Source organism: Shewanella cutis (genome assembly GCF_022410515.1).
Classification (GTDB): Bacteria; Pseudomonadota; Gammaproteobacteria; order Enterobacterales; family Shewanellaceae; genus Shewanella; species Shewanella cutis.
Window position 1 is genome coordinate 303,458 of sequence record NZ_JACSDI010000003.1, and the last position, 23,395, is coordinate 326,852.

At 47.1% G+C, this 23,395-nt stretch carries 21 protein-coding genes; 10 read left to right on the forward strand and 11 right to left on the reverse strand.

The window, feature by feature from the left end; all coding sequences use genetic code 11:
* Nucleotides 1-127 precede the first annotated feature (127 nt).
* From H9J30_RS08015 to H9J30_RS08055, 9 genes are all read left to right on the forward strand, one after another.
* Nucleotides 128-433, forward strand: a complete 306-nt coding sequence (locus H9J30_RS08015; RefSeq protein ID WP_011071883.1) for a hypothetical protein — start codon at nt 128-130, stop codon at nt 431-433.
* A gap of 249 nt (nt 434-682) precedes the next feature.
* Nucleotides 683-2,404 (forward strand): phospho-sugar mutase, encoded by a 1,722-nt coding sequence (locus H9J30_RS08020; RefSeq protein ID WP_240130535.1) that lies wholly within the window; start codon nt 683-685, stop codon nt 2,402-2,404.
* Between the two features lie 154 nt (nt 2,405-2,558).
* On the forward strand, nt 2,559-2,942 hold the full coding sequence (locus tag H9J30_RS08025) for a VOC family protein (protein WP_240130636.1): 384 nt from the start codon (nt 2,559-2,561) through the stop codon (nt 2,940-2,942).
* A gap of 675 nt (nt 2,943-3,617) precedes the next feature.
* Nucleotides 3,618-4,067 carry a GyrI-like domain-containing protein gene (locus H9J30_RS08030; RefSeq protein ID WP_240130536.1) on the forward strand — a complete coding sequence of 150 codons (450 nt, stop codon included), beginning with the start codon at nt 3,618-3,620 and terminating at the stop codon, nt 4,065-4,067.
* Nucleotides 4,068-4,174: 107 nt separating this feature from the next.
* Entirely contained in the window at nt 4,175-4,852 is a 678-nt protein-coding gene (locus tag H9J30_RS08035) for a helix-turn-helix transcriptional regulator (protein ID WP_240130537.1), read from the forward strand.
* Nucleotides 4,853-5,349: 497 nt separating this feature from the next.
* Nucleotides 5,350-6,375 (forward strand): efflux RND transporter periplasmic adaptor subunit, encoded by a 1,026-nt coding sequence (locus tag H9J30_RS08040; RefSeq protein ID WP_240130538.1) that lies wholly within the window; start codon nt 5,350-5,352, stop codon nt 6,373-6,375.
* Nucleotides 6,375-9,419 carry an efflux RND transporter permease subunit gene (locus tag H9J30_RS08045; RefSeq protein WP_240130539.1) on the forward strand — a complete coding sequence of 1,015 codons (3,045 nt, stop codon included), beginning with the start codon at nt 6,375-6,377 and terminating at the stop codon, nt 9,417-9,419. Before H9J30_RS08040 ends, H9J30_RS08045 begins: the two co-directional genes overlap by 1 nt.
* 64 nt (nt 9,420-9,483) lie before the next feature.
* Nucleotides 9,484-10,137: a MarC family NAAT transporter gene (locus H9J30_RS08050; protein WP_240130540.1), complete on the forward strand. Its 654-nt coding sequence runs from the start codon at nt 9,484-9,486 to the stop codon at nt 10,135-10,137.
* Between the two features lie 219 nt (nt 10,138-10,356).
* Nucleotides 10,357-11,280 carry a type 2 periplasmic-binding domain-containing protein gene (locus tag H9J30_RS08055; RefSeq protein WP_240130541.1) on the forward strand — a complete coding sequence of 308 codons (924 nt, stop codon included), beginning with the start codon at nt 10,357-10,359 and terminating at the stop codon, nt 11,278-11,280.
* A gap of 73 nt (nt 11,281-11,353) precedes the next feature.
* Here H9J30_RS08055 and H9J30_RS08060 read toward each other — a convergent pair whose 3' ends face one another.
* The 8 genes from H9J30_RS08060 to H9J30_RS08095 all read right to left on the reverse strand — a co-directional run bounded on the left by H9J30_RS08060 (nt 11,354) and on the right by H9J30_RS08095 (nt 17,074).
* A complete protein-coding gene (locus tag H9J30_RS08060; protein WP_240130542.1) occupies nt 11,354-11,656 on the reverse strand; it encodes an AzlD domain-containing protein in 303 nt (100 codons plus the stop codon).
* On the reverse strand, nt 11,653-12,432 hold the full coding sequence (locus H9J30_RS08065) for an AzlC family ABC transporter permease (RefSeq protein WP_240130543.1): 780 nt from the start codon (nt 12,430-12,432) through the stop codon (nt 11,653-11,655). The genes H9J30_RS08060 and H9J30_RS08065 overlap by 4 nt, the downstream gene beginning before the upstream one ends.
* A 129-nt stretch (nt 12,433-12,561) precedes the next feature.
* Nucleotides 12,562-13,398 (reverse strand): AraC family transcriptional regulator, encoded by an 837-nt coding sequence (locus tag H9J30_RS08070; RefSeq protein WP_240130544.1) that lies wholly within the window; start codon nt 13,396-13,398, stop codon nt 12,562-12,564.
* 157 nt (nt 13,399-13,555) lie between these two features.
* Nucleotides 13,556-14,230: a Vat family streptogramin A O-acetyltransferase gene (locus H9J30_RS08075; protein WP_240130545.1), complete on the reverse strand. Its 675-nt coding sequence runs from the start codon at nt 14,228-14,230 to the stop codon at nt 13,556-13,558.
* Between the two features lie 124 nt (nt 14,231-14,354).
* On the reverse strand, nt 14,355-15,248 hold the full coding sequence (locus tag H9J30_RS08080; RefSeq protein WP_240130546.1) for a bifunctional transcriptional activator/DNA repair enzyme AdaA: 894 nt from the start codon (nt 15,246-15,248) through the stop codon (nt 14,355-14,357).
* Nucleotides 15,249-15,261: 13 nt separating this feature from the next.
* Entirely contained in the window at nt 15,262-16,029 is a 768-nt protein-coding gene (locus H9J30_RS08085) for an SDR family oxidoreductase (protein ID WP_240130547.1), read from the reverse strand.
* Between the two features lie 142 nt (nt 16,030-16,171).
* A complete protein-coding gene (locus H9J30_RS08090) occupies nt 16,172-16,546 on the reverse strand; it encodes a hypothetical protein (RefSeq protein ID WP_240130548.1) in 375 nt (124 codons plus the stop codon).
* Nucleotides 16,547-16,609: 63 nt separating this feature from the next.
* A complete protein-coding gene (locus H9J30_RS08095) occupies nt 16,610-17,074 on the reverse strand; it encodes a hypothetical protein (RefSeq protein WP_240130549.1) in 465 nt (154 codons plus the stop codon).
* 637 nt (nt 17,075-17,711) lie between these two features.
* On the opposite strand from H9J30_RS08095, the gene H9J30_RS08100 reads away from it, so the two are divergent.
* A complete protein-coding gene (locus H9J30_RS08100) occupies nt 17,712-18,269 on the forward strand; it encodes a hypothetical protein (protein ID WP_240130550.1) in 558 nt (185 codons plus the stop codon).
* Between the two features lie 541 nt (nt 18,270-18,810).
* Here the strand turns inward: H9J30_RS08100 and panP are convergent.
* The 3 genes from panP to H9J30_RS08115 form a co-directional block, all read right to left on the reverse strand.
* Complete coding sequence (gene panP / locus H9J30_RS08105; protein WP_240130551.1) at nt 18,811-20,460, reverse strand: pyridoxal-dependent aspartate 1-decarboxylase PanP; 1,650 nt, start codon at nt 20,458-20,460, stop codon at nt 18,811-18,813.
* Between the two features lie 242 nt (nt 20,461-20,702).
* The gene (locus H9J30_RS08110) at nt 20,703-21,848 is read right to left on the reverse strand and encodes a glycerate kinase (RefSeq protein WP_240130552.1); all 1,146 of its coding nucleotides are present in this window, start codon (nt 21,846-21,848) and stop codon (nt 20,703-20,705) included.
* A gap of 57 nt (nt 21,849-21,905) precedes the next feature.
* The gene (locus tag H9J30_RS08115; RefSeq protein ID WP_240130553.1) at nt 21,906-23,264 is read right to left on the reverse strand and encodes a GntP family permease; all 1,359 of its coding nucleotides are present in this window, start codon (nt 23,262-23,264) and stop codon (nt 21,906-21,908) included.
* Nucleotides 23,265-23,395: the final 131 nt, after the last annotated feature.

Consider the following 23,395-nt stretch of genomic DNA (forward strand, 5'->3'; position numbering starts at 1 on the left):
CAAGTTGGCGACAGTTGGACTCATTCTGAGATACAGGAGATTAGGTTACTCCATGATTGCCAACAATCTAACAGATTACAGCGAGCCAGGCCTTTATGCCGAGGTTTGTATAACGAGGAGAACGATCATGTCTATGGTGAGTGCGAAAGAATTTGCTCATTGGTTAATGAAACGCTTCGAAGGTGTGGAAAAGGGCGTCAGTCTAACGCGAGAAGATATTAATCAGCTGACTGGGCGTCAAAATTTCTCATTAGTATTTGTCCATGATATTCACTACGAGTTGATGCGTTTTGGTATGGCATTTGTGACGGACACAGGGCGCGATACTTACTATCTGGTACGAGTGTGTGATAAACCTTGGCGCCGCCAACTGGAGCAGGATTGCGAAACGGATCTGTTTTCTAACGTAGTGTCGATTAATCTTCTGCGTTAACACTGTTTACCTGTGGCCTGTTTCGATACATTTTAGCTTGAGGTGGCAAGCTATTTCGACGAGCCACGGCTTGCTGTTACCCAAGAATTAACAGAGTTAACTAATCGATAGTTTGGGTTATTTCATCGCTTTTAAGTTGCAACATTCGCCTTCTTTACACTCAAATACACTGTGAGAAGTGCAAATGTGCTTGTTCTTCCGCATGGATTTTTCTAAGGTAATTGAAAATGATTTTCACTGAGGCAACCTATGAATACTCATCTGCAATTACAAATTCAGCATTGGCTTAAAAATGATCCCGATCCCCGCACTCAGGCGCAACTGCAAGCCTTAATCGACGCCGGAAATGACGCCGAACTCGCAGCGCGTTTTGCGGGGCGTTTAGAGTTTGGAACCGCAGGGTTACGCGGTGTGGTGGGCGCAGGTCCTATGGGCATGAATCGGCTGGTGATCCGCCAAACATCGGCTGGACTTGGCGCCTATCTACTGGACCAGATCCATGATGCGGCCGAACGTGGCGTTGTGATTGGTTACGATGGCCGCCATGATTCATACACTTTTGCCCATGATACCGCCAGCGTACTCACCGCCATGGGGATTAAGGTGCGCTTAACCGCAAAAGTCGCACCAACGCCGCTGGTGGCCTTTGGGGTGAAACATTTTAATGCCGCCGCCGGCATTGTGGTGACTGCCAGCCATAATCCGCCACAATACAATGGTTATAAAGTATATTGGGAAAATGGCGCGCAGATTATTCCGCCCCATGACTCAGGCATTGCTGCCAAGATTGAGCTGGCAGCGACTCAAGCTATTCCGTTTATGGAACAGGCCGACGCCATCAAGCAGGGCAAACTGATTTGGCTTAATGATGATTATTATGAAACCTACCGCCGCGGCGTAATGCATGCCAAGGTGCTGCAAAATCATACCGCGCCTGAAAAAGTCAGCCTTGCCTATACCGCCATGCACGGCGTTGGCGCGGATATGGCTGAAACCGTGCTTAAGGATGCCGGTTTTACCCAAGTCTACTCGGTGGCGGCGCAGCGCGAGCCAGATGGTGATTTCCCTACGGTGAATTTTCCCAATCCGGAAGAAAAGGGCGCGATGGACTTAGTCATCGCCGAAGCGAAAAAGCATGGTGCTATGCTCGCCTGCGCCAATGACCCCGATGCCGATAGATTTGCCGTTGCTGTGCGCAAGGATGATGGCGAGTATCAAATGTTGACGGGGGATCAAGTGGGCGTACTCTTTGGCCATTATCTCCTGAGTCATGCAAGTGCAGATCAACGTCTCGTTGGTACAACCATTGTGTCCTCCAGTCTGTTATCTAAAATCGCTAAAGGCTTTGGCGTTGAAAGCTATACCACGCTCACTGGTTTTAAATGGCTGATGAATGTGGGGATTGAACTGAGTCAGCCTGATAATCAATTCCTGTTTGCTTACGAAGAAGCTCTAGGTTACACCGTCGGTAGCATGGTGTGGGATAAGGACGGCCTGTCTGCTCTCGTTGCCTTCGCCCAATTAACGGCAGAGCTTGCTGCCAAAGGACAAACCATTTGGGATAGGCTTGAGCAGATTTACCGCGAGCAGGGTTTCCATCTCAATGCCCAAGTCAGCATTGCCTTAAAACCCGACACGCCTAATATCGGCGCGTATCTGCGTGAGCATCCGCCGCTGACGATTGGTGAGCATGCCGTGGTGTCAACCGATGATCTCAAGGCATTAGAGCGCCGTTTTGCCGATGGCAAGGTCGAGAAAATCAATCTGCCCGCCAGTGATGTATTAACCTATCGTTTAGCCAATGGCGCGCGGGTGATAGTACGGCCATCGGGCACTGAGCCCAAAATCAAGTGTTACTACGAGGTTGTAGAACCTATGACGGCGCAAGATACCTTAGCCAGCGCTCAAGCGCGGGCAATTCAGGCGATGGAGACATTTATCTCGGCCCATCAGGCGAGTTTGCCTAAGTAACTCTATTCCCCTTCGTTAAATAAATTCACTTTTACTCAAAGGCTACTGACATGATGTTGTCAGTAGCCTTGTTTTATTCTTGTTGTCGTCCGCTGGTGATACACATTTATAAAATGATGAATCATTGGCATTTTTCAACAAGGAGAAAGTGAAAATGTTATCAATTGCACCGTTAGTTTGGGGAGAAATTCCTGTCAATGATATGGATCGTGCTATTGCTTTTTATCAGCAACATTTTGGGGTTGAATTTAAGCGTGACGATATGGAAGACATGCAATACGCCACGATTGAAACAGAGGATGAAGGCGCACCAAGCATTGGCCTAGTCAAGTGCAGCATGAGTAAACCGTCGATGGATGGTAGCACGGTATATCTGCATTTCAGCGCACAATTGCAACCTCTAGTGGATAAACTCGTGGCCGCCAATGTAACTATGCTATTGCCTGTGACGCCTATCAAGGATGGCAGTTGTGGTTATATCGCGCTGTTTGTGGATATCGAAGGCAATAAGGTCGGCCTCTGGTCGCAAAATCAGTAATTAACCTGAACTCTGGGTAACGAGTGTCGAAAAATCTAAATTTAGCAAACTAAATCAATGCTATAACTGATTATTTCGAAAAGGAAAAAATCTATTTTCTGACTGAATGCGCAGATTTTTGCGCATATCAAGGCGCTCTGTCGTACGCCATAGCGAGCTATGGCTAGACAAGCAACGCAGAGAGGCGCGAAAAGATGCCTATTCAGCGGCTCTGCTTATCCAGAGCTCTGGTTAATTAATATCCTAACGAGTCGTGCCTTGGGCACGGCTCTTTGTACTGACTTTATTACGCCGCTTTTTACCTCAAGTGGATTATACCAATCGTATTAAATATCTGTTCATTCAGCGGGAGTTAAACGGGCTTTAGACAAGGCGAAGGCTTGAAGGCATAGTGGCGCTCTGTCGAAAGCCTTAAACGCAGTATAAAGCCCGTTCAACCCCGCCCTTCGGGAGCCTCACAGGCATCTCACTCCCGTGTTACATTGACTTAAAAGGGAATACCATTTCTTCGTCAATGCGCCTTGGATTGAGATGCCTGTGAGGCTCTGAACTGATTACATATTTAATGTGATTGGTATAAGGTCTGTTTTGCGGATAAAGCGCGACGGGCAATAACGTCTTACTATCGATCTAAAACAAGCAATAGCAAATTTCAGTGATGAAGGTGAAAGGATAATGGAACAGGTTTTTATGACGGCTCAACCTATGCTAGGGCTGAGTGTGCGCACCAATAATAGCGCTGAAATGGCGGCTGAGGGCGGTAAGATTGCAGTGCTTTGGCAGGCATTCTTTGAGTCATCTCAACTCACGACGATGCTCGATTCTCCCATGTATGGGGTTTACTACGACTATGAATCCGATATGACGGGAGACTATTCGGTTTTAGTGGGGAAAAGCGTTGAGTCTGTCAGCGAGACCGGCCCTTTTACGGCATTACAGCTACGTGAGGGGAATTACCTTAAGTTTAGTGCCGAGGGGGAAATGCCCCACTGTGTGGTTGATCTTTGGGGACAGATTTGGCGCTACTTTAGTGCCCCTGATTGTCCGCACCAGCGTGGTTATCAAACGGACTTTGAAGTGTATCGAAGTGCCGATAAGGTCGAGATTTATATCGGGATCGTGTAGGCCGAATCCATAACACTGTGCTTATACACTATCGCTTGGGCTAGCCCACTTTAGCGGGTAAGATCCCAACATTGCCGCAAAGCCAATTTAAGGTGTGATTACTGTCCATGCGCCGTGCCGACCGCCTATTCCAAATAGTGCAAATTCTTAAACATCGAAGGCTAACGACCGCCCAAGAGCTGGCAGATCGTTTAGAAGTCTCGACCCGCACCGTGTACCGCGATGTGCAGGATTTATGTTTGAGCGGCATTCCCATTGAAGGGGAGGCGGGCGTGGGATATCTCTTGCGCCACGAAGTGAATGTGCCGCCGCTGATGTTTAACGAGGCCGAATTAGAAGCGATTCAAGTCGGTATGCGTATGGTGCAAACATGGGGTGGCAAAGAGCTTGGGAGTGCGGCTCGCCAGGCGATGATAAAAGTAGAAGCCGTACTACCTAAGCGTTTGCAAGCCTATCAATCGTTAATGTTTTCACCGGATTTTTATTTAGATTCCAATGAGTTTCAGTTTCTTGACCCACTGCGTCATGCATCTCAGCGTCGCGAGTACGTCAAGCTTTTCTATCAAGATGCCAATAAAGCACTGACTGAGCGCGAAGTACGGCCGCTGGCGATCTATTTCTGGCGTGGTACTTGGACCTTACTCACATGGTGTGAGCTACGGAGCGATTTTCGTAATTTTCGGGTTGATCGTATCACCGGACTATTAAGGCTTAACCGCCATTTTGAACCGACGCCGGGGCAAGAGTTAGAAGATTATATTTGTCTGATGGAAAATCAGTCTTAATCATTTACGCTCATTGTTACCTGATATTTGTTCTATGTTATTGATATCTTATTTAATCATATCGTTGGATTTACATTAGCCAATAAAATACTTTGCCACTGGTGGGGTCTTTATTGGCATGGCAGTCACTAAAAATGATTAAGCATGATAGTGACTCACTTATCTAATTATTTTACCAACAGTATCTTGATGTTACATTATAAGTTAATCGGTTAGAGGTATTATTTTATTACGTTATAGAATGTAAATTCTCATTACTGCTTAGCAGAAATGATGACCACTATAGGACTGAAGTAATAAATATATGAGCCTAAGTTTGAAAAATTATCAATAAGTTATAGACTAACTCCATCGAAATAACATCGTCAGAATCATATTGATATTAATATGTCCTTAAGGGCATATTGATGCTCAATGTATGGCATAAATTATTGAGTCAGGAGTAAGGAATGAAGTGTCTTCAAGGTTTTCAGCGAGTCCTATTTTTGGGATGCGTTATGACAGTGTTGAGTGGATGTGGCGATGAACAAAGTACTCCGCCGGTTGCTGCGGATATCTCCAGACCAGCCTTAATTCTGACGCTTCAGCCTCAAGGTGTTTCACAAACCCACTTTACAGGCGTAGTTCGTTCAGCCGAGCGCGCTGAGTTGGCTTTTAAGCAATCTGGTAAGTTGGCGACTATGGTCGCTCAGGAAGGGAATAAAGTTGAACGTGGTCAAGTATTAGCCACTCTAGACGATGCAGAGCTAAAAACCGCATTGGATTCTGCCAAGGTGGAATACAAACAAGCGCAAACCGATTTTGACCGTGGCAATAAGATTTTCTCAACCAGCCAAGCGATTTCTCGTAGTGATTTGGAGCAGCTAAAAGTGAAACGCGATCTGGCGGCGAATAAGGTTTCTAAGGCACAACAGGATGTGGATAATGCGATAATCAAAGCGCCATTTGACGGCATAATCGCCCAAAAGTTGGTGAATAACTTTGCCACAGTGCAGCCCAATCAACCTATTTATGTGGTGCATAATCCTCGCGATTTAGAGGTGATGATCAATGTTCCCGGTAAGTTATTTTTAGAGCCAACGAGTGGTCAACATGCTATCGCTGAAATTGAGGGATTAGCAGATCAACGTTTCAATCTGACTTACCGTTACTATGCCGCTGATGCTGATCCTATTTCGCAAACTTACCAAGTTGTGTTGGGGTTTGATGACCCCTCGTCGGCGCCTTTGCTGCCGGGAATGACGGCTAAAGTATATCCGTTGATGGATGCGTCAGCCGCGGCCAAATCTATTATGGTGCCGATTGATGCAGTAGTGCCATCGAATACTGGCTCGCAGTTTGTTTGGTTGGTTGGACAAGACAGCACTGTTAGCCAACAGCAAATCAAAGTAGGTAATCTTCTCGGTAGTCAAATACAAGTGACAGAAGGCCTCAGCGCTGGCGATAAGATTGTGGTTGCAGGCGTTCATGCGTTAACCCAGGGGATGAAGGTACATCCAATGAATGCTGAGGAGTCGAATTAATGGATATTGCTCGTTATTCGATTGCCAAGCGAACCAGCGTTTGGGTGATCATATGTTTGCTGCTGCTCGGTGGCTACTTGAGTTATCAACAATTGGGGCGGTTTGAAGATCCTGAGTTTGTGATCCGTCAAGCGGTGGTGATTACACCTTATCCGGGGGCGACCGCTAAGGAAGTGGCAGATGAAGTGACCGATGTTATCGAGTCTGCTGTTCAAGCATTGCAAGAAGTAAAGGAGATTAAATCGGTCTCCAAACAGGGCATGTCCGAGGTCACGGTTGAAATAGACTTACAGTTTGCCCGCTCCAAAGGTGAGCTCGATCAAGTATGGGATAAGTTACGTCGCAAAATCGCTGATGCGCAAAGGCAATTGCCTAAAGGCGCGGGGCCTGCGATGGTGAATGATGACTTTTCCGATGTCTATGCGCTGTTTTATGCCGTGACAGGAAAGGGATATTCAGACAAGCAATTATATGACTATGTTGATTTTTTGAGTAAGGAGTTGGCTTTAGTCGATGGAGTGGCAAAAACAGCTATTTTAGCCAATCGTCAGGAAGAAATTTATCTCGAGTTTTCTGCTGAGCGCCTGACGTCATTAGGGATGACCGCCCAGCAAATTTTTACCGTTCTACAAAAGCAAAATATCGTCACCGTGGCCGGTGAATTACCCGCGGGCAATATGCGTTTAGCTGTTATCCCAAAAGCGGCGGTTAACAGTATTGATTCGCTTAAAAATTTGCCACTTGGAGTGGGGAGTCAAGGCCAAACATTACGGCTTAAAGATGTGGCTAATGTGGTTCGTGGCTACAAGGAGCCCATGAGTTTGATGATGGCCTACAATGGCGAACGTGCCATCGGGTTAGGTATCTCGAATATTAGCGGCGGTAACGTCGTTAATATGGGGGATGCGGTTAAAGCACGACTTGCGGAACTTGAAAATCAGCGTCCTATTGGCATGGAACTGAATGTGGTATCCATGCAATCTGATTCGGTAAAGGCCTCGGTTGCTAATTTTGTGGATAATCTTATCGCCGCCGTGGTGATTGTGTTTATCGTGCTCTTGCTATTTATGGGGGTAAGATCGGGGCTTATTATTGGCTTTGTGCTGGTGCTGACGGTTGCGGGTACCCTGATTATTATGCTGATGGATGATATCGCCATGCAGCGTATCTCCTTAGGGGCTCTGATTATTGCGCTCGGGATGTTAGTCGACAATGCCATAGTGGTCACCGATGGCGTATTAGTGAAACTGCAACAGGGCGAAGCGCGTGAAAAGGCGATAAGTGATGTGGTTAACGCCACGGTTTGGCCACTCTTAGGCGGAACCTTAGTCGGTATTCTCGCATTCAGCGCCATTGGTTTATCACCCAGTGATATGGGGGAATATGCGGGGTCCCTGTTTTGGGTAATCCTCTACTCTATGATGCTCAGTTGGGTATTTGCGGTCACGATTACACCTTTATTATGTCATCAGTTTTTGCATGTTAAGCCGCAATCAGCTGAGCAGGACGAAGGCAAAATTCTTACATCATATCGTGCGATGCTTATCTGGGTGCTTGGTCATCGCAAACTGACCGGACTTGGATTAATCGGCCTGTTAGCCTTGGCATTAGTTAGCATGGGTTTGGTTCCGCCTGGATTTATGCCGGAATCACAGAGACCACAGTTTGTTGTTGATGTTTATTTGCCGCAGGGCACGGATATTAACTACACCCATTCTGTGGTTGGTCGTATCAGTGATGAGGTTGCCAAAGAACCCGCGGTAACAGGGATCTCCAGCTTTATCGGAGGCGGAGGGCTGAGGTTTATGCTTTCCTATTCACCCGAGCCCCGCAATCCTGCCTATGGACAATTACTAATTGATGTGGACGATTATCAACACATCTCAGCGCTGGTGGAAAAACTGCAAACGGGCCTTTCTGAACAATATCCTGATGCGTCTATCAAGGTATGGAAATTTATGCTCGGCCGAGGCGGTGGTAAGAAAATTGAGGCAGGATTTAGTGGTCCAGATCCAAAAGTTTTACGTGAGCTAGCCGAACAAGCTAAAGCCGTGATGTTGCAAAATCCCGAACTGATTGCTGTACAGGATGACTGGCGTCAGCAAGTGCCTGTGTTGGTGCCACAGTATAATCAAACGGTTGTGCAGCAAATGGGGCTGACGAGTGTAGAGCTTAATCAGGCGTTGGCACAGTTACTCACGGGGACGACGATTGGCTCATACCGTGAAGGCGATGACTTAATTCCCCTCGTCGTGCGTGCTCCCGAGAGCGAACGTCGATTTGAGCGGGCGATTGAAAGCCTACTGGTTTACAGTCCTGTTGCAGGTCGCCAAGTGCCCATGAGTGAAATGGTCAGTAGCATTGCGGTTGAATGGCAAGATGCGATTGTGCGTCGTATTGACAGGCAAGCGACTATCTTAGTTCAGGCCGATCCTGCGCCGGGCGTGCTGTCAAACGTGGCATTTTCGGCTGTGCGTGGTCAAATTGAAGCCATTAAACTGCCACCAGGCTATAGCCTAACATGGTATGGTGAATATAAAGCCTCAAATGATGCCAACGAAGGTTTAGCTTCATCAGCGCCTTTTGGTTTTGCCGCGATGATCCTTGCCGTGGTGTTTATGTTCAATGCGCTGCGCCAACCGCTCGTGATATGGCTGACAGTGCCATTAGCCGTGATTGGGGTCGTGGTCGGTTTAGTGTTATTTAAGACACCTTTTGAGTTTATGGCGATTCTCGGTTTCCTGAGCTTAATCGGGATGATGGTGAAAAACGCGATAGTGCTGGTTGACCAAGCGGATAGTGAAATTCGCGCCGGTACACCAGCATTAGAAGGATTAATCCAAGCATCGGTCAGCCGTGCTCGCCCAGTGGTATTGGGCGCGCTTACAACGATATTAGGTGTTGCACCGCTGATTATGGATCCGTTCTTTAAGAGTATGGCGGTGACGATCATGTTTGGTTTATTATTTGCGACCGCGTTGACATTGATTGTGATTCCATTGCTTTACGCTGCATTTTTTAGAATACCGCGTCCAGTGGTTTAATTACGTCGTTAACACATGTGCAAAGGGGGCTTAATTTAGGCCCCCTCTATTTTGGAGTTTTGCTATGTTTTTTCAGGTGACATTACTTGCCTTCACCGCGCTATTACCTATGGTCAATCCCCCAACCACAGCCACATTATTACTTGGGCTCACAAAAGATCAGACCCCAGCGTTTATTAAACGTCAGGTTAACCTTGCTGCGATTTGGCTGTTTCTGACCTTATGCATTACCTTTTTTATTGGTTCTTCAATCTTAAACACTTTCGGTATATCCATTCCCGGCTTAAGGTTAGCGGGGGGATTAATTATAGGTGTGATAGGCTTCAGAATGTTATTTCCTGCGCCCACATCAGATAACCAGTTGCCTAGTGAGGACAGTATTGCATTTGTCCCATTAACGATTCCAAGTATGTGTGGCCCAGGGACAATGGCGCTAGTGATCAGTGGTGCTGCTCAAATTTCGGATTTACCAACAGATTATGAAAGAATGCCCATTTATGCGGGGATGGTGGCTGCGTTTGCATTAATTAGTCTTACCAGTTGGATAGTGTTAAGAATGGCGCAGCCAGTTTGCCGTTTTATGGGGAAAACCGGTATTGATGCTTTAACTCGTATAATGGGCTTTTTGCTGATTAGCATGGGAATGCAATTTATGATTAATGGCGTAAAAGAACTCTTAGCTGATCCAGCATTCCGTATTATGTGTACAATGCAATAATCAGTTGTGATCAAGGCATATTGATAGAGAGCGACATTATCCGCCAAATTGAATATTTTGGAATGCTATATTGTATAAATAGATGCCTCGCCACGGCTTAGGCTAAGCTATTTGCTGGGTTTGACTCATGACATGTGGTTCAGGGAATATCTGCCGGAGCTATTCTTTCTGCTAAAATTAAACCTAATGGGTAGCTTTAATATAGTGTAATGAGCATATATGTTGATAATTCAGCGTGTTAGTCTGTTAAGTTGGCTTTTCTGTATTGGAATATTGACCTGTATTCCAAACTCTCATGCTGTCGATACTTTTAAGATGAATCCTCCCGAGTCAGAGAATGACCATCGATATCAATATACCTATGATCTTTTGACGTTAATTATTGAAGCAACTAACAATGATTTTGGTGTTGCATCGATACAAATATCTGATGATACTATGAGCCGTAATCGAAATTTTAGGGAGTTATTAGAAGGTAATAACATTAATGTAATGGCAGAGGCTTCTAATGCTCAGTGGGATGAACAATTAATTCCTATAAAAATTCCTATCCGCAAAGGTATTCAGGGTTTTAGAGTATTTATTATCAAGGACAAAAATGTATCTATTATGGCCAAGGTAAACACATTGTCGCAGCTAGTCGCGTTAGAGGCAGGCTCTGGCAGTCAATGGTCAAGTAAAGCCGCGATGCAAAGTGCAGGGTTTAAGGTCATTGAGAGTATTCACTATGATAATTTGTTTAATATGTTATCTATGGGGAGGTTTGTGACTTTTGGACGAGGCATTAATGAAGCATTTAAAGAAATTGAGCTGTTTAAGTCTCGCTATCCCGATTTAGTCGTAGATAACCATATTTTGCTGCATATCCCTCTTGCAACTTATTATTACGTTGCACCTGATCAACCTCGCTTAGCATCAAGAATACAAGAGGGGCTTAAACGAATTATTGCTAATGGAAAGTTTGATGAATTATTTTATCAGCGGCATTGCGATTTTTTATTAAAAAGTAATATGAATCATCGAACAGTTTTTAAGATTAATAATCCACTGGTTTCTGAAGCGGAAATGACATCTATTGTTGGCAAGGACTTCTTAATCAATCCAAGTAGTGACTTTTCGACGTTATGTGAAAAATATCATTAAGTCACTATTCTCTTGTATTTTAGCTTTGCCTTATCGCTATTTTTACGGTTGTATACACGGTAAGATTAACGCCTTAATGAATAGTGAAAAATAATCCCATACTCAGCACTGTGGTCAATAGGGTATTACGCGTGACAAATGCTAATAACGTTGCGACCACAGCGCATATCAAGTAGCTGTTATCTAAGCTTAAATCGAGTTTTCCCTCCTGCACAAATACGATAGGTGAAAAGATGGCCGTGAGTACCGCGGGCGCCGAATAACTCAAAAAGGTCTGAGTGTTTTTACTCAGCCTTAGCGGCAGTTTGGGCTCGAGCAGTAAATGCCGACTGATAAACACTACCGCCGCCATTGAAAAAATCATTAACCAAATCATAGTGTTTCCTCCGCTTGAATGGCGGTTGTGTTGGTTTTGGGGGCTGGCTTATCTTCGCCCGTGACTTTGGCATAGAGTACGCCAGCGCTCATTCCCAATAGGGCTGCAATTAATAGTCCCGCCTGAATATCCAGCACGGCGCATACCACTGCTAAGGTCAGTGACACCAGCACACAGACTAGGATGGACGGTTTTTTCACTGTGGGCACCACGAGGGCTATAAAGGTTGCGGCAATGGCAAAGTCCAGTCCTAATTCACCCAAGTTATCAATGGCATTGCCGGCGATAATGCCGAGCAAGGTGGCGAGGTTCCAACCGAGGTAAAAACTCAAGCCGCCACCAAGGGCGTACCAAGGGTCGAATTTATGTAACTTGCCTTGATTGGCAATGGCAAACAGTTCATCGGTCAATAAAAAGCCCAGAGTGAGACGCCATTTCAGTGATAAGGGGCTGATTTGGCTGCGCATCGCCATGGCATAAAGTAAATGACGTGAAGTGATCAGCAAAGTCGTGATTAAAATGCTCCACAGACCAATCCCCGCCTTAACCATTCCAAGAGCGACCAATTGTGCGGCGCCCGCAAAAATAATCGCCGACATGGCCTGACTTTCTATTGGTGTCAGTCCAACCTCAATGGCGAACGAGCCCGCGAGGATCCCCCAAGGAATAACCGCGATGGTGAGTGGCATCATCGCCAACGTGCCTTTTAAAAACGCCTTGGCTTTTGAGTTCGGTGTGCGAGCAATTTCAGCTTCGATAGTTTTTTCGGTTCTCATTTTAGCGCCTAAAAAGAGTGGCGACGCGAGGGCCGCTGTGAACATTGAATGCGTGAAGCAGATTTATGTGCTCAATCAATTAAGCCGGTCTGCAAGAATATGAGTGGCAGATTAACGTAAAGTGCTTGATTAGGCTTGGATAAAATTGCGGCCTATTTCTTTGGCAAATTGCCCCGGCGTTACGCCAACGGTTTTTTTAAAATGGCGATTTAAGTGGCTTTGATCGTGAAAACCACAATCGAGGGCGACATCGAGTAGCCGAGTGCCTTGTTTGATTTTTGCCTTGGCGAGTCTCACTCTGGCTTGAGTTTGATAGGCGTGGGGTGGCAGACCATAGCAACGTTGGAATTGTCTGAGCAAATAATAGGGGCTTAATCCCGCGAGTGTGGCCAACTCTTCGAGGGAGATATCGGCCGCGGGGTGATCGTCGATAAAGGATTTTACCAGTGCTAACGCAGGCTTAGCGTTTGCTGCCAACTGGTCACAGGGATAATTACGGCCATGGCGCGCCATAAGTTGCGTCAGGCTCGAATAGACCAGACTTTCGCGCAGTAAGCGATTATCCGAGGTATCTAAGGTGGTAAAAGTGAGGCGCAGCAGTTCGGCGAGCTGCGGATCGTACACCACGGGATTTGGGAAATACGGCGCGCCGCGACTTGAAGTGACCTCTTTGTTTATATTGGCAAACTGCGCAGGTACTGGATACATAGCCCGATAGGACCAGCCATCCTCTGTGGCGCTACAACCATTATGCACTTCGTCGGCGTTAACAAGAATAATGCTGTGTTTTGGCGCCACATGGTTGCCACCCGTGCGATAAAAACGTTGGGCGCCCGTTTCAATCACGCCGACGGTGTAACCTTCGTGGGTATGGCGGCTAAAATTTTGTTTGTGGTAGTGGGCATTGAGTAACTCAAGGCCACCTAATTCATTGGCAATTTGGTAGGCCGCATGTTCAGTGTTCATTCGGCCTCCTATATCGACTGGATGAATGGCGAGTTGGTTTATCAAGATCAAGGTGTTTTGCCAGATAGTAACCCAGATCGCCTCGACACTTTTGTACAAAATTGCGCTTTGCCGTGTTTTTGGGGATGCGTTGGGCGCCGTTTTCTGACATATGTGGTTAGGGCTGCGTGTGTATCCCATCGGCCAAGCGGGCTAATTGGCTAAGATCGGCGCTTACAATGGCAGGTAAATGCTCGCTGATTTTCTCAATCGGCCAGTCCCACCACGCAATGGCGAGTAATTTGTCTCTTACTTCTGGCTCGAATCGCAATTTAATCACAGTCGCGGGGTTACCGCCGACGATGGCATAGGGCGGCACATCTTTGGTGACCACGGCTTGACTGGCGATAATGGCGCCGTGGCCAATGTTTACTCCAGGCATAATGGTAGCGTTATAACCTATCCACACATCATGGCCTATGCGGGTGTCGCCCTTAAAGGGTAAATCCTCGGGCGCTGGCGCCGCCTTCTCCCAACCATTGCCGAAGATATAAAAGGGATAAGTGGAAAAGCCCGACACTTGGTGATTGGCGCCATTCATAATGAATTTTACGTCCCGTGCAATGGCACAAAATTTACCAATAATCAGTTTATCGCCAATAAAGTCAAAGTGATAAAGCACATTTGACTCAAATCTTTCAGGCCCCGCTGGGTCGTCATAATAGGTGTAATCGCCGACGATAATATTGTCGCGGCCAATAAAGTTCTTCAGAAACCCCACCTGAGGAAAGCCTTTTAAGGGGGATTTGTCATTCGGGTTAGGTCCCAGTTGGGATGGGGAATGCGTCGGCATGTTTGCCTCCCTGATTATTCAATGGCTAAGAATTGGGTCGTCGCGCCGATAAGAGTTGAGCGCAGTTAAGAGTCGAGCGCCGTTAAGCACTGGAATGCTCAGTTACACCTGCTGGTGGATCTTTTTACTCACAATAGGCCGCTTCCCTTGCCAATATGGCATGTTTACGGGTTTCACCCCAGCGATAGCCGCCAAGTTCACCACTTTGACGTAGCACTCTATGGCAGGGGATAAGTAATGCCACCGGATTGGCGCCAATCGCGGTGCCGACGGCGCGTGAGGCCTTAGGCTTACCAATGGCCTTGGCAATATCACCGTAGGAGGCAACCTCTCCCTTAGGTAAATTCAGTAGGGCGCGCCACACATTGAGCTGAAAATTAGTGCCTTTTACCCAGAGTGATAACGGGACAGGCTCGCCTTGGTGAATTGCTTGAGTATTGGGCGCAGTTAAATTAACCTCTGTGGCACTCGAGCCCGCAAAGTACTGGCTAAAGAGGTGATCAATTAAGCTTGCCGTTTGCGCCGTGTCCTCATAAATGGTGGCCTGACTCCAGCTTTGCTTTAAACGTTCCAATGGCGATTGAATTTGCTGCATATCGACAAAATCAAACTGGCAAATGCCCCGGGCCGTTTGGGCGATAAAGGCCAACCCGAAGGGCGTAGGATGATAGCCATAGGCAATGCTGATCCCTAAACCCTGCTGGCGATATTCGAAGGGGGTGACTGCCTCGAGTTGCACAAAATGATCGTATAAGCGTGAGCCACTGCTCAGACCTAACTCATAACTGGCACTCAAAGTCGAGTGGGACGGCTGCTGCAATAACTGTTTTGCCCGTTCTAGGGTTAAGGCCTGCAAGTAACGTTTGGGTGTGATCCCAGCCCAGCGACTAAAGAGCCGCTGGAAATGGAATTCACTTAAATGGACGTGCGCCGCAATCTCTGCCAGTGAGGGTTGATGACCCACATGTTGACGAATAAAGTCAATGGCACGCGCAATTCGTTCGTAATCTTGGGTCATCGTTATCCATTCCCTAGGTTTTACAGATGGACACACCACCATCGACCAATAAGGCGATTCCTGTGGTAAAACTGGCCGCATCGGAGGCGAGATATAGCGCCGATTGGGCAATTTCCGCGGGATCTGCGAGGCGCTTGAGGGCATGGAGGTTTTTCACAAAGGCCATGGCCTCCGGGGTATTAGCAAACTCCCGCCCCATCGGCGTATCTGTGCCGCCTGGCAATAGCGCATTGACCCTAATGCCGCGCGCGCCGTATTCAACGGCCAAGGATTGGGTTAAGCCAATCATCCCCGCTTTACTCGCCGCATAGGCTGCCGTTTGAGGAAAACCTATGGTATAGCCAACAAAGGAAGATGTAAAAATAATCGACCCCGCGCCACGTTTAAGCATCTGTGGCAATTGATATTTTGCCGCTAAAAATGCACTGGTAAGGTTGGTTGTTAGAGTGTTTTCCCATTCGGCTCGGCTAAGCGCATCCGAATCTACGCCTAACTCACCATTAATGCCGGCATTGTTAAAGGCGATATCCAATCCGCCATACTGCTCAACGGCAAGTGCCACTAAATCATTGGCATACACCTCGTCGGTCACATCGCCCGCCAGATAAACCGCCTCACCGCCTTGGGTGATGATCTCATCCACCAATGAGGCCAATATGGCGCCGCGGCGCGCCCCCAGTACCAGTTTTGCGCCTTCACGGGCAAAGCGTTTTGCGGTGGCATAGCCAATCCCCGAACTTGCCCCACTAATGATTGCGACCTTTCCCTGTAACATTGCCATAGATATGTCTCCGTTGATTGCCTCGGCCAATATGCGCCGATAGAGACATAGTGAAGGGTTAGGGCATGCAACTCGACCCGAATCTTGCGCTTTTACACTCGGATGCTAACGTCGTGGAAGTTGGGTGGATTGTCACTGAGTTTTAGGCAACGCCAGCGGCATAAATCAGTAGCAAAGAGAGTGGGACGGAAACAACACCGATTAAGCGGAATTGATTCTTCAACGCTTGGGCTGACCATAGGGCAAATTTACGATGCTTACTTGGCGGCGTGCATGCCAAGCCGATTCCCACACAGAGTAAGACAATGCCTATCGCAAGAATGAGCTGTGGAAATCGGGTATCGCCGCAATATTTGATAAAAATCACACCCGCAATAATTCGGCTAACCATTTCAACAATATGGAAGTAGGGCTGCTCGCTAAATGCTATAATGCCATCCGCGAAAGCCGCGGGCTTAACGACCATCACAAGGCTAAAGAACAGCATCAATAGGCCAAAAGCCGCAATAAAATACATCGTCATTCCTTGTATTGGTTCTTATGTATTTGGCATGGGAAAGCGTGAGTGGCTGTGCTTTATCTACTTTAACTTGAGTCGTAATTGTTCTATTTGCCTATCGATAGACGCAACCTGTGTATCTGCTTGCTGCGCCACCGCAGACATTTCTTGCGCCAAGCTTTGCTCCCAAGTCGCCCCAGCAAGATTGTTATTGGCGTAACTTCTATCGTTTCTCAGCTCGACAATACGTTTATCCCTTTGGTCGATAATGAGTTTTCTGTCGTTTTCTAGTTTAGTGATTTCACGGCTAATGCGTTGTTTATCAATAAAATCGGTTATTTCTTGTTTTTTATCCGAGTGAGTAACTGCGTTTGCATGGGCAATATCAGGGCCTTTAACCACGCTACCGACGCCGCTGAGATCTATGGGTTGGCTATTTTCATCACAGGGATCGGCCTGATATTTTCCATCGGCACATTGGTATACGGCGGCATTGGCCGAAAAAGGCAGGATAAGTGTCACTAGCAATAATGATTTTCTGTCCATAGAACACCCCATTGTTGATTTTGGCTAGATTACTCTGTCGTGGTGTAAAAACCAACAGCGAGGTCATGGGGCTTTACCCCACAGCCTAATCCCATTAAGCCGTTGGTATGGCTGATGGTCTGTTACTTACAATTAGGACATTCTAAGAATTTAACAATGGGTGTTTTGTTAAATTTTGCTTAGTTAACTTATTTAAGAGCAAAGTCAAAGTCGTGGGGCTTCACCCCACACCCGAGCAAGGAGGACTGCTCGTCCTATCCTCCTTGGATGCTCCAAGACGCCCCTAACGGAGTTGAAAGCCCCTTGGGCATTTAGCGTCCTTATGCTATCGCGTCAGACGCTCGTCCCTGATTCGACTGACGCCATCTCGGCTTCCCTGCCTCGATCACGCAACGAACGCAAATGCCCAGCGGCAACTCCGAGGGGAAGGTGAACTCCTTCAGCGTTTGTGTTATTTGCAAGTCATGCAAAGTAAACCGAGTAATGCTTACAACCACTTTTGGAAATTTAACAATGGGTGCTTGTTAAATTTTTCTTAGAGCTAACTTAATAACTAATTGCTTGAACGTAAGCAGAAAGCACATTATGTTATTGTTTTGAAAAGGGTTGCTCGATTTTCTGTGAAAAAGGATAAACAGTGAAAATTATTCCCACGGTACCGAAAAAATCTAAATTAATGAGCTGGTTGAAGCAGTTACCAATTTCTTTGCAAGTACTATTAATCATATCTTTATTCTATCTGACTTGGCACTTTAGATACTTTGTTAGCGGTGTTAATGAATCTGAACTTGTAAAAGTTGAAGGTATTCTCTACTCGATTGAATGTAAAAATAAAATTGCAGGGGCGGATAGTATTATTTTGTATACATCCTTTCCTGAGCGAGAGGTATGGTTTAGTGGTTGGCAAAAGTGCAAAAATCTATCTAGAGCATTAAATGAGTTACATTTTCCCGAAAAAGTAACCTATTATACCAAGAGATATAATGGTGTTTTTAGCCCAAATAGTGAAGGAACTCTATGGATTTATGCCGTTGATCTTAGAAGAACGAACGAGCCATTAATTTATCCCGTAAATGGATTAGGTGTTAGTTACGAGCCGAATATTTGGTGCTTGGTATTTTTCTTCATTGCACTATCTCTAATTGATTCATTAAGAGAGCGTTGGTCGGATTACAGAAAATTAAAAATGAGTTAAGTAACCGTTAGTTACATACAAACGGCAATATATAAACTAAAAAGTGGGTGAAAATATTGACTCTCAACTTTAATAGCGTGGTAGTGAACCTTCTGCTATGCCTTGGTTAAACATTGAACAAGAGGTTTGTATGCCGCGCCCTCTCAAGGGGGAGGACTCCTACTCCTTAATATCCCCCATAGTTACTATTTTACTGCATAATTCCTATGGAAAGTGGTGAACAATACAGCACTGTTAACACGGTATTTATCCTGAATATACAACAGATTAAGCCGTAATTTGTTTAGCCGAATTCGATTGCGGACGTGACCTTCGATGATATGGATATCATCGCAGAGCCGCCATGGATGGCTTTACGGCGTGTCACGGAAGCAATTGAATTCGGCGTATCTACGACTGAACAGAAGCGCTTTATCTTTGTTATCTCACCAAGTTTTCCGCCAATTTAGCCTGCAAACAAAAACAGCCGCAAATATTTGCGGCTGTTTGTGGTTAACGCATTGTATTTAAATGAGATTTTAAGCTTATGCTAAACCGCTCGCTATTCAGCGACCATAGCTAATAGCGCAGGTAAAAACTCGTTATCCAAAGCAGCAATTTCACCTTGTTCGATAAGCACTTGATTAAGGATCTCATGGCTAGTCAACGGATTAGCTAATACGACGCGAAACACCACTGTGGGCTGTCTAAAGTAGCGCGCGGGTTGAATACGGGTGCGAGATACAAAAGATTTGCCCTGTTCGCGTTGGTGTTTTTGAATAAATTGGGTTAGGCCATCGAGCAACTCATTAAAGCGCTCAAGCTTTGCCTTATCGCCTTGTTCTATCGCCACTTGCATGGCGGCCTGCAGCTGCGCGGGTACATAACGATAGGTGAGCAGGCACAGCTCTGGCGCGGTGACTAACTCAAAATCGGGGTGCGCGTTGATTTGCTCGGCAAAATAACGGGCTTTTTCAAGGCTGTTATTTATCAGGATTTCGTAGCCATCGCGGCCGATAATCTGCAAACAGGCGTGCACTAACATGGCCATGCCGGGGCGTGAGCCTTCGAGCGTTTGGCTGCCTAAATCCTTAGAACCTCGGCGCAGAATGTATTCAGCGTGGTGGGCAATCGCATGGGCAAACTCAGGGTTTTTAAATAGCACCATACCCGCGCCCATGGGCACATACATTTGCTTATGGGCATCGATAGTGACCGAATCTGCCAGTTCAATACCATCGAGTAAGTGACGGTATTTATTGGATAATAAGCTTGCGCCGCCCCAAGCCGCATCCACATGGAAGTGGCAGTTTAACTCACTTGCTAAGGCCGCAAGCTCCCTTAGCGGGTCGATATTGCCCGTCTCGGTTGTGCCTGCCACACCCACAATCGCCATGACTTTAATGCGCTTATGTGCAAGTTCAGCTGCGATTTTACGCATTTGGGCGACATCAACCTTGTTATCAGCATCGGTTGGGATGCTGATGATATTGTCGCGGCCAATGCCGAGCAGATCGACCGCCTTGCCTAATGAATAGTGACCACGCTCGGAGACCAGAATCGCTAAATCATCGAAGCCATAGTGGCGCAGCGCCTTAATTAAGCCTTCGCGGGTGACGCCTTTAAAGTCGCCATCGGCCTTGAGTAATTGGTTGCGGGCAATCCATAGGGCGGTGATATTGGCCACAGTCCCACCGGAGCAAAATGCGCCAAGGGAATGGTTGGCGCTGTGCATCCAATTGCGATAAAAATCTTCATCTTGGGCATAAATCAAATGGTGCATCATGCCGAGCACTTGGCGCTCAAGCGGGGTAAACGCCTTGGAGGTTTCGATTTTGACTAAGTTTTGATTCAGCCCCACCATCATTTTAGACAGTGGCAACACGAAATAGGGCAGTGCCGAGGTCATATGGCCGATAAAACTCGGCGCCGCCGTATGCACCGAATGCGCCACCAGATTCTGCATAATTTCGTCGGTATAGTCGGAGACAAAACGCGGCTGGTTTGGAATTTCAAAGGTTTGAAAATCGGTTTCGATCTCTGATAGCGGCTTTTCTAGCGCGGCAATACTGTCACCCAAAAAACCTGCTAAGTCCTCGGAAAGCTTCTGCTCGATAATGCTTAAGGTGGAATCTGCATCTTCGGGCACAGTAAAAATTCGCATCAGGCTTTCTTCAGACGCGATGGCTTGGCGAGGGAGTTTTTGGGTCATGGGGCTTGCCGTCTAGTTATTCTTATAGTGAAACCGAAAAGGTGATTAAGCGTATAACCAAATACATGGCGCTTAAACCCGTTTACGGATTACCAAAAAGGGAGCTCACTTTACTGCAAGGCCTTTTAGGCATCAAGCACTAAAATATCGCTTGAGTTAGTGCTTGGGTTAAAGAATAAACAAAGGCGCTATCAATAGCGCCTTAGGTGTATGTCGTTAGCTATCACAATACTAAGGTAAAGTTAACGCTGGCCTAGCATCAAGACCGCGGCAATGTTACGGGCGGTATTGGTCAGATTGGTTTTGGCGTTAGCCAGCACATCGTCCAGCGGACTTAAGTGTGGAATGATAGGGAAAATCGCCGCCATACCTTGCTCAAGCACGGCATTGGCATTATCGCCAAGGCAACCGGCAATCCCGATAGTCGGAATATTTTGCAACTGCGCTTGCTTTAAGACGCCCATCGGGGTTTTGCCAAATATGGTCTGGCCATCAATTCGGCCTTCGCCAGTGATAACAAGATCCGCGCCGCGAATTTTGTCAGCCAGTCCCACCGTTTGCATCACAATCTCGACACCGGGTCTAAGCTCAGCGCCTAAAAAGGCCATTACGCCGAGCCCCATACCGCCCGCTGCGCCCGCACCAGCTTGGTGGCGATGATCGGTCACGCCACTTTGGACTATCACATCGGCATAGTGACTCAGGGCCGAGTCTAAAATGCTCACCATCTCTGGCGTTGCGCCTTTTTGCGGGCCAAATATGGCCGAGGCGCCACGCTCGCCGCACAGGGGATTATCGACATCGCAGGCCACTTCAAAGGTACATTCCTTCAGTAGCGGATGGGCGTGGCTCATATCGATACTGGCGAGTTCCGCTAGCCCCGCGCCGCCTGCACTGAGGCTTTTACCATCTTTATCCAGCAGCAAAATATCCAGTGCTTGGGCCATACCTGCGCCGCCATCATTGGTTGCACTGCCGCCTAAGCCTAAAATAATGTGCTTTATCCCGCGATTGAGCGCATCACAAATCAGCTCGCCCGTACCATAACTGGTGGTGATAAGGGGATTACGTTGCTCACGCGGTACATGGTGTAAACCCGAGGCGGAGGCCATTTCAATCACCGCAATCGTACCATTGGCTTGCTGGCCTAAAATGCCGTAATGGGCGTTGACTTTATGGCCAAGTGGCCCCATGACCTCTAGATTGACAATGCTGCCGCCTGTGGCATCGACCATAGATTGCACCGTGCCTTCGCCACCATCGGCGACGGGAATTTTGACAATCTCACAGTCAGGGATCACTTGCATTAAGCCTTGTTCGATCGCATTAGCTACATCGAGTGCGCTTAAGCTTTCTTTAAAGGAATCGGGGGCAATAACTATCTTCATTCAAAATCCTACAGCTTTTTGGGCGCACGGATGCGCCCAAGGACAAGATAAGGCGGCTTAGAGCAGCACTAAGCTTAGTACATACACGGCCAGCATTGCGGTGACGCCTTGGATAAGGGTCGCCATGGTTTGGGCTTTATAGGCTTGTTTAACGCTCATGCGGCTAAATTGGGCCACAACCCAAAAGAAACTGTCGTTAGCGTGGGAGACTGTCATCGCGCCAGCACCAATTGCCATCACAGTTAACACGCGGCCCATTTCGCTGCCAAGACCGATATCGCCCAGCATTGGGGCGACTAAGGCCGAGGTTGCGACCAGGGCGACCGTTGATGAGCCTTGTGCCGATTTCAGCGCAGCGGCGACGATAAAGGGCATAAAGATACCAACGCCGAGCGCCGACAGTGAGCTACCTAAAAAGTCACCGATAGGTGTGGCTTTTAATACAGCACCAAAGGCACCACCGGCACCGGTGATCAAAATAATTGGCGCTGCTGCAACTAAGCCTTGGCTGATGCGCTCGCTAAACTCGGCGATTTTGTTGGTACTTTTCAGTAACAGCGCGGATAGGAACAGGCCAATCAATAGCGCGTTTACGGGCTGGCCGAGGAACACTAATAGACTAAACAGACCTTCTTTGCCCAGTGGCGCAGAAGGGAAATTAGCAACAGAACCCAAACAAATTAATAGGATAGGCACAAAAATCGGAGCAAAAGCCTTTAATGGGCTAGGAAGTGTGCCATAGCTTTGTTTTAAGGCTTCAAAATCCGCGGCTTGGGCTTTGAGTTCTTCCGCGCCTTCACCATCGGGTTCAACCCCTGCAAAGCGATTCGCCCACAACATGCCTGCAAACGAGGCAACAGCAGCAACCAATAAACCGACACCTATTACTAAGCCTAAATTTGACTCTAAGCCTAAGTTACCGGCCGCGGCGATCGGGCCAGGAGTCGGTGGCACGAAGGTGTGAGTAGCATAAAGACCTGTGGCTAAGGCCACACTCATGGACACACTCGAAACCTTCATGCGGTTGGCCATGGATTGTTTAAGCGAGTTTAAGATCACGAAACCTGAGTCACAAAACACTGGAATCGACACTAAATAGCCGATAATCGACATCGTGAGTGTAGGGAAGCGTTTACCTAAGACTTTAATCACCACGTCCGCCATAGTAATGGCAGCGCCACTTTTTTCGAGGATGATACCTATAATCGTCCCGAGCACAATCACCAGACCGATATAGCCGAGGATATTACCAAAGCCTGTGGTGATGGTTTTGGCAATATCGCCACTGGGTAAACCGTAGGCGAAGGCGCCGATAAAGGCGGCGAGAATTAAGGTTAAAAATGGATGGAGCTTAAATTTTGAGGTCGCGATAACAATAAATGCAATCACACCGATGAGGATGAGCACTAAGTTCATAGGATGTCCCGTTCAGTCTTGGCTGAAGTTCTTAAGTGGTTTTGGCTGTTTTTGTAGGGCGCAGTCTTTATTTAACCCCAAGTCAAATAAAGGCTGCTTTAAGGTCAGCCTATTATTGAATACTGCAGATT